17 protein-coding genes are annotated in these 18,273 nt (G+C 72.7%); 3 read left to right on the plus strand and 14 right to left on the minus strand.

Features of this window, described 5'->3' with window-relative positions:
- Positions 1 to 17: 17 nt before the first annotated feature.
- The 7 genes from KO717_RS10245 to KO717_RS10275 form a co-directional block, all read right to left on the minus strand.
- Complete coding sequence (locus KO717_RS10245) at positions 18 to 986, minus strand: ABC transporter substrate-binding protein (protein ID WP_301366126.1); 969 nt, start codon at positions 984 to 986, stop codon at positions 18 to 20.
- Between the two features lie 31 nt (positions 987 to 1,017).
- Entirely contained in the window at positions 1,018 to 1,785 is a 768-nt protein-coding gene (locus KO717_RS10250) for an amino acid ABC transporter ATP-binding protein (protein ID WP_301366128.1), read from the minus strand.
- Positions 1,782 to 2,702 carry an amino acid ABC transporter permease gene (locus tag KO717_RS10255; RefSeq protein WP_301366130.1) on the minus strand — a complete coding sequence of 307 codons (921 nt, stop codon included), beginning with the start codon at positions 2,700 to 2,702 and terminating at the stop codon, positions 1,782 to 1,784. Before KO717_RS10255 ends, KO717_RS10250 begins: the two co-directional genes overlap by 4 nt.
- A 9-nt stretch (positions 2,703 to 2,711) precedes the next feature.
- Positions 2,712 to 3,776: an LLM class flavin-dependent oxidoreductase gene (locus KO717_RS10260; RefSeq protein ID WP_301366132.1), complete on the minus strand. Its 1,065-nt coding sequence runs from the start codon at positions 3,774 to 3,776 to the stop codon at positions 2,712 to 2,714.
- Positions 3,777 to 3,851: 75 nt separating this feature from the next.
- The gene (locus tag KO717_RS10265; RefSeq protein ID WP_301366133.1) at positions 3,852 to 4,355 is read right to left on the minus strand and encodes a flavin reductase family protein; all 504 of its coding nucleotides are present in this window, start codon (positions 4,353 to 4,355) and stop codon (positions 3,852 to 3,854) included.
- On the minus strand, positions 4,342 to 5,514 hold the full coding sequence (locus tag KO717_RS10270; protein ID WP_301366135.1) for a phosphotransferase family protein: 1,173 nt from the start codon (positions 5,512 to 5,514) through the stop codon (positions 4,342 to 4,344). The genes KO717_RS10265 and KO717_RS10270 overlap by 14 nt, the downstream gene beginning before the upstream one ends.
- 39 nt (positions 5,515 to 5,553) lie before the next feature.
- Complete coding sequence (locus KO717_RS10275) at positions 5,554 to 6,357, minus strand: AfsR/SARP family transcriptional regulator (protein ID WP_301366137.1); 804 nt, start codon at positions 6,355 to 6,357, stop codon at positions 5,554 to 5,556.
- A gap of 83 nt (positions 6,358 to 6,440) precedes the next feature.
- On the opposite strand from KO717_RS10275, the gene KO717_RS10280 reads away from it, so the two are divergent.
- The gene (locus KO717_RS10280) at positions 6,441 to 7,346 is read left to right on the plus strand and encodes an MBL fold metallo-hydrolase (protein WP_301366139.1); all 906 of its coding nucleotides are present in this window, start codon (positions 6,441 to 6,443) and stop codon (positions 7,344 to 7,346) included.
- 165 nt (positions 7,347 to 7,511) lie between these two features.
- Complete coding sequence (locus KO717_RS10285; protein WP_301366141.1) at positions 7,512 to 8,231, plus strand: SDR family NAD(P)-dependent oxidoreductase; 720 nt, start codon at positions 7,512 to 7,514, stop codon at positions 8,229 to 8,231.
- Positions 8,232 to 8,319: 88 nt separating this feature from the next.
- On the opposite strand, the gene KO717_RS10290 is transcribed toward KO717_RS10285, so the two are convergent.
- The 7 genes from KO717_RS10290 to KO717_RS10320 all read right to left on the minus strand — a co-directional run bounded on the left by KO717_RS10290 (position 8,320) and on the right by KO717_RS10320 (position 16,445).
- The gene (locus KO717_RS10290) at positions 8,320 to 8,619 is read right to left on the minus strand and encodes an antibiotic biosynthesis monooxygenase family protein (RefSeq protein ID WP_301366143.1); all 300 of its coding nucleotides are present in this window, start codon (positions 8,617 to 8,619) and stop codon (positions 8,320 to 8,322) included.
- Positions 8,620 to 8,705: 86 nt separating this feature from the next.
- Positions 8,706 to 9,800 (minus strand): alkene reductase, encoded by a 1,095-nt coding sequence (locus KO717_RS10295; protein WP_301366145.1) that lies wholly within the window; start codon positions 9,798 to 9,800, stop codon positions 8,706 to 8,708.
- On the minus strand, positions 9,797 to 10,264 hold the full coding sequence (locus tag KO717_RS10300; protein ID WP_301366146.1) for a nuclear transport factor 2 family protein: 468 nt from the start codon (positions 10,262 to 10,264) through the stop codon (positions 9,797 to 9,799). The genes KO717_RS10295 and KO717_RS10300 overlap by 4 nt, the downstream gene beginning before the upstream one ends.
- A 133-nt stretch (positions 10,265 to 10,397) precedes the next feature.
- Positions 10,398 to 11,228 (minus strand): AfsR/SARP family transcriptional regulator, encoded by an 831-nt coding sequence (locus KO717_RS10305; RefSeq protein ID WP_301366148.1) that lies wholly within the window; start codon positions 11,226 to 11,228, stop codon positions 10,398 to 10,400.
- 182 nt (positions 11,229 to 11,410) lie between these two features.
- Positions 11,411 to 14,788, minus strand: coding sequence for an AfsR/SARP family transcriptional regulator (locus KO717_RS10310; RefSeq protein WP_301366150.1), 3,378 nt, complete (start codon positions 14,786 to 14,788; stop codon positions 11,411 to 11,413).
- Between the two features lie 134 nt (positions 14,789 to 14,922).
- Entirely contained in the window at positions 14,923 to 15,945 is a 1,023-nt protein-coding gene (locus KO717_RS10315; RefSeq protein ID WP_301366152.1) for an LLM class flavin-dependent oxidoreductase, read from the minus strand.
- Between the two features lie 41 nt (positions 15,946 to 15,986).
- Positions 15,987 to 16,445, minus strand: a complete 459-nt coding sequence (locus tag KO717_RS10320) for a MarR family winged helix-turn-helix transcriptional regulator (protein ID WP_301366153.1) — start codon at positions 16,443 to 16,445, stop codon at positions 15,987 to 15,989.
- A 260-nt stretch (positions 16,446 to 16,705) separates the two neighbouring features.
- On the opposite strand from KO717_RS10320, the gene KO717_RS10325 reads away from it, so the two are divergent.
- A complete protein-coding gene (locus tag KO717_RS10325; protein ID WP_301366155.1) occupies positions 16,706 to 18,262 on the plus strand; it encodes an MDR family MFS transporter in 1,557 nt (518 codons plus the stop codon).
- The last annotated feature ends 11 nt before the right edge of the window (positions 18,263 to 18,273 follow it).

Raw genomic sequence — 18,273 nt, forward strand, 5'->3', positions numbered from 1 at the left:
GCTTCGGGAAGCTGCGGTCAGGGAACGGCCGGGGCCGGAGCCGGGGTGGGCGGCGGGTTGACCGCAGAGGCCGGGACGGCGGCGGGCTCCAGGTTCCACTTCTTCAGGATGCGCGCGTACGTGCCGTCCTGGATCAGGTGGTCCACGGCCTCCTTGACCGGCTGGGCGAGGGGCGAGTCCTTCTTCATGGCGAGGCCGACGTTCTTGCGGTCGAGCTCGTTCAGGTACCGCAGTCCGGGCTGTTGCGCGGCCGCGTAGCGCAGGACGCTCGACGTCGTCATCAAGATGTCGACGTGGCCCTGGCGCAGCGCCAGGAAGTGGGTCGCGGCGTCGGGGTAGGTGCTGATCTGCAGGGGCTTCTTGCCTTCGGTGGCGCACTTCTCCGCGGCCGCGCGCAGGTCCGACTCGAAGGTGGTGCCGATGCCGGTGCCCACGTGGAGCCCGCACAGCTCCCCGAGGCCGGTGACCTGCTTCAGGGCGCTGTCCTCTCGGACGGCGAATCCCGCGCCGTCGGTGAGGTAGAGGACGAAGTCGAGGACCTGGGTCCGCTCCTGGGTGACCGCGAGGTTGGCGGTGCCCAGCTCGTAGCGGCCGGCGTTCAGCCCGGTGATGAGCGAGGCACCGCTGACGTGCTGGCGGTCCACCGTCAGCCCCAGCACCCTGGCCACGGCCTCGGAGACGTCGATGTCGACGCCGCGCGGCTCTCCCCCGCCCTCGGGGCTGAAGGCGATGGGCGGGACGCCGATCCCGGAGCCGATCCGCAGGGTCCCGGAGGCCCGGGTCTGCGCCGGCACGTGCGCGGCGATGGCGGGCACCTCGGCCGTCGCGGAGACCACGTCCTGCGCCCCGTAGTCCCGCGCCCGGCGCTCCTCGGGGATCTCTCCGCCGCCGCAGCCCGTGAGCGCGAGCAGGGCGGCCGCCAGCAGGGCCGAACAGGCCTTCACGCGGCGGGCGGCGGGTCGGTGGGTCGTGCGTGCGGGGGTCATCGTGCCTCCTTGCTCCGGGGTGGCGGCGCCGTCACAGGCGGATGAGGAACCGCGCGGTGCGCGGCTGGGCGGGGTGGTCCAGTACCTGCTCGGGAGGGCCCGACTCGACGATCCGGCCTTCGTCCATGAAGACCACGTGGTCGGCGATCTCGCGGGCGAACTGCATCTCGTGGGTGACGATGACCATCGTCATCCCGTCGTCGGCGAGGGCCCGGATCACCTTCAGGACCTCGCCGGTGAGTTCGGGGTCGAGCGCGCTCGTGGGCTCGTCGAAGAGCATGACCTTCGGCCTCATCGCGAGGGCGCGGGCGATGGCCGCGCGCTGCTGCTCGCCGCCCGAGAGCCGAGTGGGCCGCGCGGCCGCCTTCCCGGACAGTCCGACCTGTTCCAGCAGTGCGTGCGCGCGGGCCTCGGCCCGTGCGCGCGGGAGTCCGAGGACGGCCATCGGCGCCTCGGTGAGGTTGTCGAGGACCGTCATGTGGGGGAAGAGCCGGAAGTTCTGGAAGACCATGCCGGTACGGGCGCGCTGGCGCGCGATCTGCCTGGGCCCCAGCTCGTGGAGCCGGCCGTAGCGCCAGTGGTAGCCCATGAGCTCGCCGTCCACGGTGATGCTTCCGGCGTCGATCCGCTCCAGCCGGTTGACGCATCTGAGCAGCGTGCTCTTGCCCGACCCGGACGGGCCGATGACGCAGGTGACCGTGGAGCGTTCGACTCCGAGAGAGATCCCGTCGAGGACTCGCTGCGGGCCGAACGACTTGGTCACACCATCCAGTTCGATCATGCGGGGGTGTCGGCTCATGCGCGGGCCTTCGCTCCGTAGTGGCGCTCGACGAAGTGCTGGACGACACCCAGGGCCGAGGTCAGCAGCAGGTACCAGAGGGTGGCGACGAGCAGCAGGGGGATGACGAGGTAGTTGCGGTTGTAGATGAGCTGGGTGGCGAACAGCAGGTCCTGGACGGCGATGACGCTGACGATCGAGGTGCCTTTGAGCAACCCGATGACCTGGCTCCCCGCAGGCGGGAGGATGGCGGGCATCGCCTGGGGCAGGACGACGCGCCGGAAGATCCGCCACCGGCCGAGGCCGAGGGCTTCGGCCGCCTCGGTCTGCCCGCGGTCCACGGAGAGGATGCCCGCCCGGACGATCTCCGCGAGCTGGCCCGCCTCGTGCAGCACCAGGCCGATCACGGCCGCGGTCACCCCGCTGATCAGGCGCTCGGTGGAGAACTCCGTGAAGGCGGGTCCGAAGGGGATGCCCAGGGAGAGCCTCGGGTAGAGCAGCGAGATGTTGTACCAGAAGAGCAGTTGGACGAGCATCGGCACCGAGCGGAACAGCCAGGTGTAACCCCAGCTCAGGGTCACCAGGATGCGTTGTCCGGACAGGCGCATCAGGGCGAGGACGGTGCCGAGGACGAAGCCGGCGACGAAGGCGACCGCGGTCAGCCAGAGCGTCGTCATCAGGCCGGCGACCACCGCGTCGGCGGTGAAGTACCGGGCGACGACGTCCCACCGGAAGGCACGGTTGGTGACGAGCGCGTGCAGCGCCATCGCCAGCAGGACGATGCCGACTGCGGCGAGGAGGGGTCGCCACGGCCGCCGCCGGGGCCGGGCCAGCGCGGCGTCGGCCTTGGGCGGTCGGGCGGCGGGCTCCGCCGTCGGCGTGGCGGTCGCGCCCACGGACGAGCCGCCCGCGGAGCCCGGCCGGGTGGGCGGGACCATGGATCTCCCTCAGTCGTTGGCGTAGTGCGGCAGGACGTGCTCGGCGAAGAGCCGCATCGTGCGGGCGGACTCCTCGTAGGGCATGTCGCCGGATATGACCTGGAGGCTGATCGTGAAGTCCCCGAACCAGCCGCGTATCTCGTCGATGGCCGCCCGTACTTCGGCGGGCGAGCCGACGAGGGCCTTGCGCTGGGCGACCGAACGGTCGAAGTCGCCGCGCCCCGTGGCCTTTTCGACGATCTTCTCGTAGCCCGCGTAGTCGGCGCTGCGGGTATCGCGCCAGGCCTCGACGGCCGAGGCCAGCGCCCGGCCCGCGCGTTCGTGTGCCCGCTTGCCCTGTGTGCGGGCCTCCTGCGGGTCCTCGGCCAGATAGCAGCTGTAGCTCATGTGGATGTCCTCCTCGGTCGGCTTGAAGCCGGCGGCCGAGGCGGCGTCGCGGTAGAGCCCGATGGTCTGCTGGACCTGCTCGCGCGGGTTGATGGACGGGACGAGCATCACCCCGTACCCGAGCCGGCCGGCCGACTCCGCGGAGGCGGGCGTCCTCGCGGTGGCCACGAGGATGCGCGGGTGCGGGGCCTGCCAGGGGCGCGGCAGCATCGTCACCGGGCCGAAGCGGTGGAAGCGGCCCTCCCAGACGACGTCCTCCTCGCTCCACAGCCGGCGGCAGGCCTCGACGCCCTCGTCGAAGCGGGCCCGGCTCTCGTCCATGGACACCTCGAACGCGGCGAACTCGTCCGGGAGGAAGGCCCGTCCGAATCCGACGTCGAGCCGGCCCTGGGAGATGTTGTCGAGCATGGCGAGCTTGCCGGCCAGCTTGAGGGGGTGCGTGAAGGCGGGCAGCACGGCGCCCGTCACGAGTCGTACCCGGCGGGTCCGGGCGGCGGCGGCGGCCAGGAAGGTGACGGGGTCGGGGCTGTAGCCGCCGTACTCGTGGAAGTAGTGCTCCACGGTCTTCACGTGGTGGAAGCCGAGCTCGTCGGCGAGTTCGGCCAGCCGCAGCGACTCCTCGAAGTGTGCTCCGGCGGACTTCTCGGCGGGTCCGACGGTGGGAAACAGGTTGATGCCGAACTTCATGGAGGCCCCTCGGTCGTTGTGGCGGGGATGGACGGGACGGCCCGTGGGCGGGCCGTCCCGGGCTGCGGGCGGGGGTCAACCGGTCCGGGCGGGCACGGGCAGCCGTACGTAGTCACGCCGGTGGTAGACGAGGGGTGCGTGTCCGCTCACCCCGGCGTCCTCGATCTCGCCCAGCAGGACACGGTGGTCGCCGGCGGCGATCTCCTGCCGTACCCGGCACTCGGCGAAGGCACTGACCTGTGCGGTGGGCAGCAGGGGCGCGCCGAGGGCGTGCTCGGACGGCCGCCAGTCGACGCCCGCGAACTTGTCGGCGCCCTTGCCCGCGAAGTGGTCCGCGAGCCGCTCCTGGCCCGCGGCCAGGAAGTTGACGGCGAACGCTCCCGCGTGGCGGATGGCATCCAGCGTCCGGGAGCCGTTGTCCACACAGATCAGCAGCAGTGGCGGAGTGCGCGAGACGGAGCAGACGGCGCTGATCGTCAGGCCGCTCGGCCGGCCGTCGCCGCCGACGGCGGTGACCACGCAGACCCCTGCCGGATGTGCGCCGAACAGGGCGCGGAACCGTGTGTCATCGACGGCCATCGTCGGCTTCACCTCCCGTGTACGGCCAACCTCGTCCCGCGTGGTGGAGGACTGGTCCACCGCTTCTGGAAGCGGCGTGGGCCGCCGGCGCGCCGGCCTCGTCGAGGACGGTGGCCAGCAGGGTCGTGGCATTGCGGTGCAGCGGCACCTCGGTGCCGGGCAGCAGGATGCCGCTCTCGCCCAGGAGCCGGGTCACCCGGGCGGTCATCACGCAGAACCGGAACGCGGCGAACACCTCGTGCCAGGCGAGGTGTTCGGCCCGGCGCCCGGTCCCCTCCTCCCAGCGGGCGACGGTCCGCGCCCGCTCGGGCAGTCCGGGCAGCCGGGAGGCGCCGATGCCCTCGCTCAGGTGCCGGTCCAGGTGCAGGAACCAGGCGAGGTCGGCCTCCGGCGGCCCGAGACCGGTGAGCTCCCAGTCGAGGAGGGCGGCGGGCCGCAGACCGTCGTAGATGATGTTCCCGAGGCGGGCGTCACCCCACAGCAGCGTCGGCGGGCCCTCGTCGGCGGGCAGGTTGGCGGTCAGCCAGTCGAGGGCGCGGTGGGCCGCCGGGTTCGCGCCGATCCCGTAGAACTGCAGGTGGGACACGAGGTGCCGGAGCAGGCGTCCGCTGCCCACGGGGCCGTGCTCGGCCCGGTCCAGGAAGGCGAACGCCCCGGTGGAGAGGTCGGTGCGGTGGACCTGCGCCAGCAGGTCGACGCCCGCGTTCCACGCCGTCTCCCGGTTCCCGGGCGTCAGCTCCGCCAGCCAACCCTGCCGGTGGTAGGAGGGGAGGTCTGCGGGCACCTGGCCGTCGACCCGGTCCATCACCACGAACGGAGCGCCCAGGTAGCTGTCGGACGGCTCGTCCCAGCGCACCGACGGTACGGGCAGCGCGGTGTCGCCGAGCAGCTTCAGCACCCGGACCTGGTCCTGCCAGTGGTCCTCGGGGAAGACCCGGTGGTTGGTGGGGGCGACCCGGATCGCGAGGGGTGCGGACACGGCGCGACCGCCCTCGGTCCACCGCGCGTCGAGCAGCAGGATCTCGCCGGAGAAGCCGACCTCCTTGGGGACGGTGACGGGGCCGAGCTGCACCTCACCGATGTCGGCGGACCGGGTGCCGAACCAGTGGGTGAGGACGGCCCGGGTCAGGTCGGGGTCGCGTTGCAGGGGGACGGGCACGGGTACTCCTCGGATTCGGGTCGCGCCGGGGCACCGGTCTCACAGGGCCGGTATGGGGCGCAGCAGCACAGTGGGGTCCGGAGCCGGGCCGCCGGCGCGGATGGTGTCCCGCAGGCGCCGCACGGCGGAGCCCGGCGCGACACCCAGGTCCTCCGCGAGGGCGGCCGTCAGCCGGTCACCGGCGGCGAGCGCGTCACCGGTGCGGCCGACCGCGTACAGGGCGCTCATGTAGCGGGCGTGCAGCAGCTCGTGGGTGGGGTGGAGGCGGGTGAGGACGGCCAGGTCGGGCAGGACGTCCCGGGGCTGCCCGAGCCTCAGCCGGGTGTCGAGGTAGTCCTCGTGGACGGCGAGCCGGCGCTGCTCCCAGTGCGTGACGGCGGGACGCAGCACGGATCCGGTGCGGACGTCGGCGAGCATGGGCCGGGACCACAGGCCGAGGGCCTCGCGCAGCAGGCGGCTGCGGGCGGCCACCCGGCTCTCGGGGAGCTTGCCGGCGGACGCCACCAGTTCTTCGAAGCGCAGCAGGTCCAATTCCTGCGGCCGGACGTGGAGCACGTAGCCGGGCGGTCTCATCCGCAGCCGTTCGTGGGCCGCTTCCCGGGAGCCCACCGAGGGCAGCCGGGCCAGCAGCCGCCGCAGGTGCATGACGTACGTCTGCAGGGTGGTGCCGGCGCTGGCGGGCGGGTCCTCCCCCCAGATCTCGGCGATGCAGACGCGTACGGGCACGACGTGCCCGGCGTGCAGCAGGAGCAGTGCGAGGAGCTGGCGCTGCTTGGGTGCGGTCGGCAGATGGCTGCCGGAGCCGTCGCGCACCGAGAGTCCTCCGAGCAGACCGAACCTCATCGCTCGCTTCCCTTTCCTCCAGCCGCTCTCCAGCGGGCCGTGTTCGGCTGGGCCCCCAGGACCGAAGACGTGAGGGAGAAGCCATGCTCGGATCGGTGCACACGGTGGCCGACGGAGTGCACGCCTACGTGCAGGAGCCGGGCGGCTGGTGCGTCAACAACGCCGGGATCGTGGCGGGTTCGGACACGGTTCTCGTGGTGGACACCGCTGCCACCGAGCGGCGGGCCCGGGCGCTGCGCGCCGTCGTGGACGAGCTGGCTCCCGGACGCCGCCGCATCGTCCTCAGCACCCACCACCACGGTGATCACACCTTCGGCAACCACCTCTTCGCCGGGCCCGACGCCGTGTTCCTCGCACACGAGGCGGGGCCCGGGCAGCTGCTCCGCAAGGGGCTGTCCCTGCAGTCGATGTGGCCGGATGTCGAGTGGGGGCGCACCGAGACGGTCCTGCCCTCGGTCACCGTCCGGGACGGGGCGACACTGCACCTGGGGGGTGTCACGGCGGAGGTGCTGCATCCGGGGGTGGCGCACACCGGCGACGACCTGGTGGTGTGGCTTCCCGATCAGCGCGTGCTGTTCGCCGGGGACCTGGTGTTCTCGGGTGCCGCGCCGTTCGTCCTGATGGGCTCCCTGGCCGGATCGGTCGAGGCGCTGGGACGGCTGCGGGAACTGCGGCCGCGCACCGTGGTGGCCGGGCACGGGGCACTGGGCGGTCCCGAGCTGCTGGACGCGACCGAGGCCTACCTCCGCCGGGTCGCCGAGGTGGCCGCGTGGGGACTCGCCCGGGGGCTGGACCCGCTCACGACGGCCCGTAGGGCCGGGCCGGGGCCCTTCGCCGAACTGCTCGACGGGGAGCGGCTCGTCGGGAACCTGTACCGCGCCTTCCAGGAGGCCGAGGGCGGCGCGCGCGGCAGCCGGATCGCCTCCGCGCAGGCCATGCGGGACATGGTCGGCTACAACGGCGGCCGGCCGCTGAGCTGCGCCGCCTGAGGGTGCGGGAGGGGTGGTCATGGCCCCACGCTGCCGGGGGCCGCTGGAGCCGTGATCCAGCACCGCTCCACCGGTACGTCCTCGTCCTCGACCACGGCTCCGCCAGGCCACGAGCCGCCCCGGCGAGGCTCCGCGTGTTGCCCGAGCCCGTCCGTGGGAGGAACGATGAAACTGCGTGGAAGGACCGCCGTGGTCACCGGGGGAACCCGTGGCCTCGGTCGGGAGGTGACCGAGGCGCTGGTCTCGGCGGGGGCCACCGTGGTGGTGGCCTCGCGGGAGGCGGAGGAGGGCTCGACGCGTGACGGGGTGATCGCCCTGAAGGCGGACGTGACCGCGCCCGACGCGATGTCCTCGCTGTTGCGCACCGTGCATGAGCGGTACGGGGGTCCGCACATCGTGGTCGCCAACGCGGGCATCAGCCGTCCTGGGCCGGTCGCCGCGCTGCCGCCCGACGACTGGTACGACGTGATCAACACCAATCTGAACGGGGTCTTCCGCACGGTACAGGCGGCCCTGCCGTACGTGGGCGCCGAGCCCGGTGGACGGATCATCGCGATGTCCTCCCTGCTGGGGTCCCGGGCGATGCCGGGCGCGGCCGCCTACTGCGCGTCGAAGGCGGCGATCGAGGCTCTGGTACGGGTCTGCGCCCTGGAGGTGGCCGCGTCCGGGACGACGGTCAACTGCGTGGCGCCGGGTTACATCGACGCGGGCATGGGGAGCGCCCTGCTGGCGGACGAGCGGTTCGGGCCGATGGTGGCCGCCGCGCTGGCCTCCGGCCGGCCAGGTACCGGGGCCGAGGTCGCGGAGGCCGTGCTGTTCCTCGCGTCGGCGGAGAGCTCGTACGTCAACGGGCAGGTGCTGGGCGTCGACGGGGGCGTGCGCTGACCACCTGCCCACCGGTGTGGACGAGGCCGGGGGCCCCGGGAGGAGCGCGAAGCTTCTCCCGGGGCCCCCGGCCTCGTGGTCCGCGCGGTCACGGCCGGACGGACTCGCCCTGCCGCACCGGCACGCTCAGGTGCGGCTCTCCCTTGATGAGACCGCTCAGCGCGTCGAGCCGGCTGCGGAACTCGGGCTCGCGCAGGGCTGCGTGGAAGGTCTCCTCGTCCTCCCACTCGGCGAGGTTGAAGTACACGGACGGGTCCTTGGAGGAACGGACGAGGGAGTAGCGGATCAGGCCGGGCCGGGTCTCCATGAAGGCGCCGACGGCCTCGTACTTGTTCTCGAACTCCTCGGCGGAACCGATCAGGGTGAGCTTGTTGACGAAGACGACCATGGCGGGACTCCTCGGTGGGCGTGGATACGGGTGTGCGTGTACGTGTGGTGCGGAGGGACGCGGACGGACGTGGAGGGCGGAGCGCGTCAGGCGGCGGGTGAGCCGGCCGGCACGGATGCGCCGAGTGCCGGGTAGTCCGTGTAGCCCGCCGGGCCGCCCTCGTAGAAGAACTCCGGGCGCGGGGCGTTGAGCGGCGTTCCGCCGCGCAGCCGTTCGGGCAGGTCCGGGTTGGCGAGGAACTGGCGGCCGAAGGAGAGCAGGTCCGCCCCGTCGGCGAGGGCCTGGTCCGCCGCCGCACGGGTGCCGGCGGTGTCCTGCAGGCCGGTCCCCAGGTTGACGATGACCGTCGCGGGCCAGCTGCGGCTCAGCCGGCGGACCAGCTCCGGGTCACTGCCCGCCACGAAGTGCACGTGTGCGAGGCCCAGTTCGGCGAGCTCGACGAGCAGGGCGGGATAGACCTCGGCGCGGTCGGGCTCGTCCATGCCGTTGAGGGGGAAGCCCGGCGAGAGCCGGATGCCCACCCGGTCGGCGCCGATCCGCCGGGCCACCGCGGCGGCCACCTCCACGGGGAACCGGACGCGGGCCTGCGGGCCGCCGCCATAGGCGTCGGAGCGGAGGTTGGTGTTGGCGGCGAGGAACTGGTGGAGCAGGTAGCCGTTGGCTCCATGGAGTTCGACGCCGTCGAAGCCGATGCCGACCGCGGTCTCGGCGCAGCGCGCGAACTCCTCCGCGGTGCGGGTGAGGTCCTCCCCCGTCATCGGCCGGGGCACGGGGTAGGGCGGTGCGCCCTCGAAGACCCGTGCGATGCCGGGCGCGGCCACCGCGGAGGGGGCCAACGGGACGGCTCCGTGCAGGTCCGGATGGGAGACGCGGCCCGCGTGCATGATCTGCAGGAAGATCCTGCCGCCCCGGGCGTGCACCGAGTCCACCACCGCCGACCAGGCCTTCGCCTGCTCGGCGGTGTGCAGGCGCACGCTGTGTGCGTGCCCGACCGCGACCGGACCGGGGTGGGTGGCCTCGCTGATGATGAGCCCGGCCGAGGCGCGCTGGGCGTAGTACTCGGCCATGACCGGCAGCGGTGTGCCGTCCGCGGTGGTGCGGCCGCGGCCCATCGGGGACATCACCAGGCGGTTGGGCAGGGTGAGGCGCCCGAGACCGGCGGTGTCGAACAGAGCTGTCATGCCGGGGCCCCGTCGTGGTCGATGCGCCGGCTGCGCACGAGCCACTGCCCGTCGCGCCGCTCCAGGACGTCCTCGGCGGTGGTGCTCAGGTATATACGGGGCTCACCGCCCGCGGGGGTCTCGAAGACCACCGCGTAGTACCGGGTACGGACGGCTTCGTCCGCGTCACCCGCGTCCTCCTCCAGGGTCTCGGCGTCCACCATGCCGAACCAGTGGCGGCGGGTGAGTCCGCGCTCCTGGAGCGCGTCGATCCCCTTGCGCATGGCCGCGGCGATCGCCGGGCGGCCCACCTTCGGTTCGGGCTTGACGTTCTGCGCGAAGACCCCGTCCTCGGTGAACTGCTCGGCCCACTCCTCGGCCCGACCTGCGTCGAGGAGCTGCCCGTGCGCCGCGTAGAAGCGCACGATGGAGCTGTAGTCCTGGTCGGACACGGGGCGCGTGGCCGGTGATGCTGTCCGCGTCACGGTCTTCCTCCCTCTGGTTGCGGGCGCCGGTCGGTGCCCCACGGTCGGGCTGATGCTGGGCGCGACCACTGGAGCGGGCGTGGAGAACGGCTCGACGCGGCCCGCCGCCGTCCCGGCCCGCGGCGGTCATCCCTCATCCCGCCAGGGGCAGTTGCTCGCGCACCGCGCCGGGCGCGGGCAGGTAGACCGACTCCGCGACCGGGCCGGCGCCGAGCAACCTGCGCTGGAGATCGCGCAGTTGCTCGGACGGGTCCAGTCCGAGCTCCTCGGCGAAGACCGTGCGCAGCCGGGCGTAGACCTGGAGCGCCTCGGAGGGGCGGCCGCTTCGGTAGAGGGCGATCATCAGCTGGGCGTGCAGGTTCTCGTGCCGCGGGTACTGGTGGGTGAGGACGCGCAGTTCGGGGATCAGCCGATGGTGGCGGCCGGTCCGCAGGTCCGCGTCGATGCGCTGCTCGACAGCCCCGAGCCACACCTCGTGCAGCCCGCTCAACTGCGTCCTGAGCAGCGGGCCGCACTGGACGTCGGCGAGGGCGCGTCCCGACCAGAGGCCGAGGGCGCGCTGGAGCAGGGACGCCTCCGCGCCGTGCTCCCCGGCCGCCCGGGCGACGGCCGCCTGCTCGGTGAGCCGCTCGAACCGGTGCAGGTCGAGGGCGTCGGGTCCCACGGTCAGGCAGTAGCCGCGGTCGCGCGTCTCCAGCCCGAGCGGGGCGGCCGGCCCGTCGCCGCCCTCCGCCCTCACGCCGGCCAGGATCTTGCGGATCTGCATGATGTACGTCTGGAGGGTGGAATGGGCGCTGCGTGGGGGCCCGGCTTCCCATAGTTCGTCCACGCATTCGTCGACGGTGACGACCTGGCCGGCGTGGAGCAGCAGCAGCGACAGCAACTGACGCTGCTTGGGAGCGCGCGGGGTCAGGTCGACGGAGCCGGACGTGATGGCGAGGGGGCCGAGGATCCGTGCGTACATGTCGCCTCCAGGGACAGCGGGCCGGGTGCTTGTGCCTCCCATGCTGTGCCCTCGGCCTTGCGGCTCCCCTTCAACGCCCTTTCACTCCGGCCGAAGCGTGCTTTCGCCTCACGGGCCCCGCCCCGCCTGGGTGCCGCACGCCTTTCACCGGCTCCTTTCACGTGCGGCGCCCGCGCACGGACTCAGCCGCGGCGAGGTGGGAGGCAGCGGTCCTGCGGGGGGCCGGGCGGGAAGTCAGCGCCGGGTTGCGGGAGGGCCGGCGGGGCGGGCGGTGCGCCGGAGTGCTCGGCCGCGCAGCGGATCAGGTCCTGGGCCTGCGCCCGGAGCAGGTACAGCCCCGACGTGTCGGCGATGGACGCGGCGCGGCGGGCCTGGGTCAGGGCCTCGGCGGGCCGGCCGCCGTCCAGCTCCAGCCGGCCGAGGCCGATCAGGGCCTGCGCCTGCGACTGGGGGTGGCCGATGCGCAGGGCGATCTCAAGGGTCCTGACGAACTCCTCCCGGGCCTCAGCCGAGCGGCCCCGGATCAGATGGATGGCGCCCAGCGCGTTGCGGGCGTTGGCTTCGAGGGCCGTGTACCCCTGGTCCCGGGAGAGGGACACGGCGCACTCGGCGTGCTGGTAGGCCAGGTCCACCCGGCCCTGCCCGGCGTGGACCTGGGCGAGGCCGTAGGAGGCGAGGGCCGTGGAGTGCGGGGCGTTGAACTCCTGGCTCAGGGCGAGCGCGACGGAGAGGTATTCCGTCGCCTCCTCCACGTTCCCCAGGTCTCCGTGCACCATCCCGAGCCGCGCCAGCACCTCGGGCCGGGACCGGTGGACGCCGTGCTCCCTGAGGATCGACGCGGAGGCACGGAAGTGGAACTCGGCGGCGGACAGGTCGCCCTGGGTGTGCCGGGCCATGCCGAGGTACATGTGGCCGCGGGCCTCGACGTGGCGCAGACCCAGGCTCCGGCTGATGCGCAGGCCCCGTTCCAGCAGGGTGATGGCACTGTCGATGTGCTTGGTGGGCTGCTGAAGCTGGTTCATGGCGAGGGCGTTGACGGTGACGACCTCGAAGTCCTTGACTCCGAGGGAGACGAACTCCTCCTGCGCGTTCTCCAGTTGACGTGCGGCCGGTTCGAGGTCGTTGAGCCCCTGGAGGGCCAGGCCCACACCGAGCCGCATCACGGCGGTGGCCCGCCGGTCGCCGAGCGCCTCGGCGGCGCGCAGTCCGGCCTCGGCGGCCGTCAGCCAGTCGCTCTGGAGCCGGCCGAGCATGAAGTACCCGCGCAGCATGTCGACGAGCCGCACGCAGGACTCGTGGAGCCGCGCGTCGGCCCCGCGGACGACGAGCACCATGAGGTTGCCGTGCTCGGCGCGCAGCCAGAGATGGGCGGCGCGGGGATCGACGGCGTCGCGCGGCAGCGCCGTGAGCGGCGGATGCAGCCTGATGAAGCCGGGGTAGCAGGACTGGACGGCTTCGTCGGTGCGGCGCAGGTACCACTGGTAGAGGCGGTCGAGGGCCTCCCGCCGCTCGGTCTCGGTGTCCTCGGCGACCCCGCGCTCGGCCGCGTAGAGCCCGATGAGGTTGTGGAAGCGGTACGTGCCGGGGGTCTCGACCTCGACGAGCTGCGCGGCGGCGAGTTTGTCGAGGAGCCGGTCTGCGAGGGACGGCGAGCAGTCGGCCAGCTGCGCCGCGGTGTGCGCGGTGAACGACATGTCGCTGACGCCGCCGAGCAGCCGGAAGAATCGGCGGGACATCGCCGGTAACGACCGGTAGGCCACGCTGAAGGCGGCGCTGACCGCCGTGGACGGGCTGTTGCCGAGGTCCAGCAGGCACAGGATGTCGCCTTCGCGTAGTTCCCGGACGAACGTCTCGACGGGCAGCCAGGGCCGGCCGGCCAAGTGCCCGCCGGCGATGCGCAGTGCGAGCGGCAGCCGCCCGCACAGGTCCACCAGCTCGGCCACGGTGGCGCCGGAGACGGCGGCGGGTTCGCGGCCGAGGACCGCCGTGAACACGTCCTCGGCCTCCTGGTGCGAGAGCAGGTCCAGGGTCAGTACGCGGGCTCCGTGCACCGCCACGAGGTCCGGGAGGTAGGCACGGTGGACGCTGAGGACGGCGCTGCTCGGGGTGCCCGGCAGCAGGTCGGCGACCTGTGCGCTGTCGTGCACGTCGTCGAGGACGATGAGGACGCGCCGGTCGGCGAGACGGCTGCGCAGCACCCCGGTCAGCTGCTGGCGTTCGGCGGGGAGGCTGGAGACGTCCATGCCGGAGGCGTGCAGGAGGTCGGCGATGATCTCGTGCATGGGGCGCGGGTTGCCGCGCGAGTCGCTGAGGCGTACGTACCACTGGCCGTCGGGGTAGGCGGTGCTGAGCCGGTGCGCCGTGCGCAGCGCCAGCGAGGTCTTCCCGATGCCGGGCGGCCCGACGATGCTGACCAGCGGTACGGAGGTGCGCTGGCGGGGGGTGAGGAGGGTCGTGAGCTCCGCGAGGTGGTGTTCGCGGCCCACGAAGTGGGTCGCCTCCGGCGGGAGCTGGCGCTGGACCATCCAGGGCGCGCTCGGGTTGGGGGACCGCACGCCTTGGGGGGAACGGGGCGCCGGGACGCTCGCCCCGGCCGGCTCCGGCTCCGGGTCCGGGTCCGCCCAGGAGGGACCGGTGTACGGGGCCTCGTGGAGTTGCGGCGGACCGGCGGGGACGCCGGGACCGGCGTGCCCGGGGGCGCCACCCGAGCCCATAGGGCCGGAAGGTCCGGAAGCACCGGACGGACCGGGCGCACCGGAACCACCGGCGGAGGCCGGGACTTCGGCCAGTTCCCCCGCCTCGGCGAGCACCCGGCGGTGCACCAGCTGCAGTTCCTGCCCCGGCAGGAGGCCCAGTTCCTGGTCGAGCATCTGGTAGTAGTCGCGGTACTCCTCCAGGGCCGCCGCGACCTGCCCGGTGCGGTGCAGCGCGGTCATCAGGTGCTCGCGGAGCCGCTCCCGCAGCGGGTGGGTGGCGGTGAGCGCGCGCAGCTGCGGGATCAGGTCGGCAGCCTGGCCGAGGGAGAGGGCGAGGCCGAAACGCCGCTCGGTGAGGGTCAGGCACTCCTCGACCAGCTGCGGGACGACCTCGCTGTGCAGCGAGTTGGAGGCGACGGTGCCGAAGGGTTCGCCCCGCCACTCGGCGAGCGCCGCCTCCAGGTGGGCCAGTTCGCCCCGTCGGTCCCCGTCGCGGCGGGCGCGGCGCGCGGCGGCGGCGGCCTCACGGTAGCGCAGGAGGTCGAGCGTGCCCGGTGCGATGGCCAGTCGGTACCCGCCCGGGTGCGTCTCGATGCGCGGGAGGCCGCCCTCGCCCGGCTCGGCTCCGCGCAGCAGGGCGCGCAGCCGGGTCGTGTGCACGTGCAGCGCGGCCTTGGTGTCACGCGGCGGCGCGTCGTCCCACAGCCGGTAGATCAGCTCGTCGGAGGTGACGACGTGATCCGCGCGCAGCAGCAGCGAGGCGATCAGGACGCGCTGCTTGGGCGAGGTGATGGCCACCTCGCGGCCTCCGAGTCCGATCGACAGGGGGCCCAGGAGTCTCAGGTCGTCCACCGGAACGCTCACATGCCCACACCTGCCCCGCTCCCCCGTGCCGAATAGCCGTTCGGCTTATCGAATTTCCACACTAGATCGGGTGCCCACACGGGCCGCCCCGGTGTGAAGTAAGTCTCATCCGCCGGGCGGGACGAAGCGCTGGTTCAAGCCAACACGGGCTCGCGCATCGAAAGTTCGAAGGCCTTGGCCAGCAAGGAGTAGGAGCGCATGCGCTGTTCGGGCGAGTGGATCGTGGAGAGCACCATGAACTCGTCGGCCCCCAGTTCCCCGGCCATCGAGGTGAGCGTGGACCGGACGTGGTCCGGGTCGCCGACGATACAGCGCGGCCATTCGGCGACCTCGGTCGCGAGCGGTTCGACCTCGCCCCGCAGCGCGGCGAGGGCGGCTTCGGGCGCGGGCAGCGGGAGCAGCAGCCCACGTCCCATCCTCAGCCGGAACAGGCGCTGGCTGGCGAAGACCCACTCGGCCTCCTCCTGCGTCGGGGCGCAGTACACCCCGACGCCGATCTGAACGCGGGGCCGGGCCCCTTCGCTTCCGCGGAAGTGGGAGCGGTAGGCCTCCACGGTGGCCCGGGTCGCCTGGGGGCGGCCGAAGTGCGCGATGGAGATGGGCAGTCCGAGCCGCGCGGCGAGGGTCGCACTGGAGGGGCTTGCGACGAGGAGCCACACTTCGGGGGAGCCCGCTCCACTCGGCATCAGCTGGATCCGGTGGTAGGGGTGGTCCTCGGGGAAGCCGCCGTGCAGGAAGGCGAGGAGCTCGGCGAGCTTGCCGGGGAAGTCCCCGTCGTCGTTGCCTCCGACGCCCGGGGACAGCGCGTGGGCCTCGATGCTGCCGGCACCGGTGCCGCGGCCCACCCCGAGGTCTATGCGGCCCGGCGAGAGCGCGCCGAGCACCCGGAACACCTCGGCCACCTTCAGCGGGCTGTAGTGCGGCAGGAGCACCCCTCCGGAGCCCACCCGGATGCCGGTCGTCTCGCCCGCGATGCGCGCGGCCATGACCTCGGGGGCGGGTCCGGCGAACGACGGGGTCGCGTGGTGCTCGGCGAGCCAGTAGCGGTGATACCCCAACCGGTCGGCGAGGCGGGCCAGTTCGATGGAGTTGCGCAAGGCGGTCGCCGGGGTCGAGCCCTCGGGGATGACCGACTGGTCGAGTACGGACAGCTTCATCTTCGAGCTCCTTCGCGGTGGTGCCGGAAGGAGGGGACGCTTCAGGGGATGGCGCCGGCGCCCGTGTACCGCAGCCGGGCCACGAGGGAGGCCGTTCGGTCGTCGAACGACGCGACGTCGATGAGCCTGGTGAGCTCCTCGCGGCAGCGGGCCTCGGCTTCCTCTCCGCGCCGGGCGCCGAGCGGTGTGAGGTTGCAGTAGACGCCGCGCCGGTCGTGTTCGCAGCTCACCCGGGTCGTGAGGCCTTTGGTTTCGAGGCGGGTGACGAGCCTGCTCATCGACGACTGGTCGAGGCCCACGGCCTCCGAGAGTTCCTGGACGCGGGTGCCGCGCTCGTGGCCGTGCCGCAGCTCGATGAGGACCATCAGCTCCGGCAGGGACACCTGGAACTCGCCCGTCAGGAGCCGGTCGAGCTGCTGGTTGACCTGACCGACCAGGAGTGTCAGCCGACGCCACTGGTCGAACCCTTCAGGACGTCCGGCCTGAGTGTCAGCGGTCACGGCGGTGCTCCCCTTCGTCGTCTCCCTCCAGTGTAGTCACCTACAGGCCGAATTCATGCTCGTGCATCGAATTCTGGTGAACTGTTTTCGCAAGACTGCCCTGTCCATGCAGCTTTCGGCAACGCTTGATGTGAACTTGTCTCGAAAGTCGATGCATGCACCTGCATTCATGTCTATCGTGGAGACAACGACGCCGCGGTGCGTCGCCCGACGCGCATCCCGTCCCCCGTCCCTGTTGCCCATGACCCAGGCGGTACGCCATGACGCATTCCAGTCCCGAACCCTCTCCCGAAACCACGGCCACGGCCACGGCTACGACCGCGGCCGGGTCCGGAGCGAAGACCGAGGCCCCCGCGCCGGCCCAGGCGCCCGCCGAAGCCGCACTCGACGCCACGTTCCTCAAGATGGCCGGCGTCTTACTCCTCGCGCTGCTGATGGCCCTGCTCGACGAGACCATCGTCAACGTCGGCGTGAAGACCCTCAGTGGCGAGTTCGGCTCCCCGCTCGCGACCATCCAGTGGGTCACCGCGGGCTACCTGCTCGCCGTCGCCGTCGCGACCCCCTTCGCCGGCTGGGCCGTGGACCGGTTCGGCGGGCGCACGATGTGGCTCGTGGCGGTCTCCGTCTTCGTTCTCGGCTCGCTGCTGTCCGGAATCGCCTGGTCCGCGGAGTCCCTCATCGCCTTCCGCGTAGTCCAGGGCCTCGGCGGCGGCATGATCGTCCCCGTGGTGCAGACCGTCCTCGCCACCACGGCGGGACCGTCCCGCGTGGCCAAGGCCATGGCCCTCATCTCGATCCCGCTCACCCTCGGCCCGATCCTCGGGCCCGTGGTCGGCGGTGTCCTCGTGGACGCCGTCAGCTGGCGCTGGATGTTCCTGATCAACCTGCCGATCGGTATCGTCGCGCTCTTCCTCGCCCTGCGGACCCTGCCCAAGGAGAGCCACGGGGGCCGGCCCGACGAACCCCTCGACGTCCTCGGCCTCGTCCTGCTCTCGCCCGGCTTCGCCGCCCTCGTCTTCGGCATCACCACCGCCGCGCACACCGGTGACGCCACCTCCCCGAAGGTGCTGGGCGCCCTCGGCCTCGGCGTGCTGCTCCTGCTGGGCTACCTGGTCCACGCGCTGCGCACGTCCACGACCCCGCTGATCGACGTCCGGCTGTTCGCCAACCGGGGCTTCACGATGGCGGTCGTCACGATGTTCTTCGTCGGGGCCGTCGCCAACACCCTGCTCTTCCTCACCCCGCTCTACTACCAGCAGTCGCGCGGCTTCGGGGCCCTGCACGCGGGCCTGTTGCTCATCCCGTCCGGTGTGCTCGGCGCGGCCGGCGCCATCACCTCCGGCAAGACCGCCCACAAGGTCACCGCCCGCCTCACCTCGACCGTGGGCATGACGGTCGCCGCGCTCGGCACGCTCGTCTTCACCCAGGCCGGGCCCGACACCAACTCGGCGCTCCTGTCCGTGGCCCTCGGCCTCACCGGCTTCGGCATCGGCCTCACCGCGCCCGGCACGATGGCCTTCATGTACCAGGCGGTCGGAGAGGCGAGCGCTCCCCGGGCGACCAGCGCACTGTTCATCTTCAACCAGATCGGCGGCGCCCTCGGGATCGCCGTGGTCGCGCTCACCGTCCAGCAGCGGCTCGGGGACTCCGGCGGCCACCCCGCGTCCGCCTACGCGGGCACCTACGTCGCCGTGATCGTCTTCGCCCTCGTCGCCGCCCTCGCCGCCTTGTGGCTGCCCGGCGCCTTCCGCGCCGCCGCCCCCGCCCCGGCGCCCCTGGCGGCGGACGGCCCGGAGCCGGTGCCGAGCGGCGCCTGACCGCGCTCCCC

The organism is Streptomyces xanthophaeus (assembly GCF_030440515.1).
GTDB lineage: Bacteria > Actinomycetota > Actinomycetes > Streptomycetales > Streptomycetaceae > Streptomyces > Streptomyces kutzneri.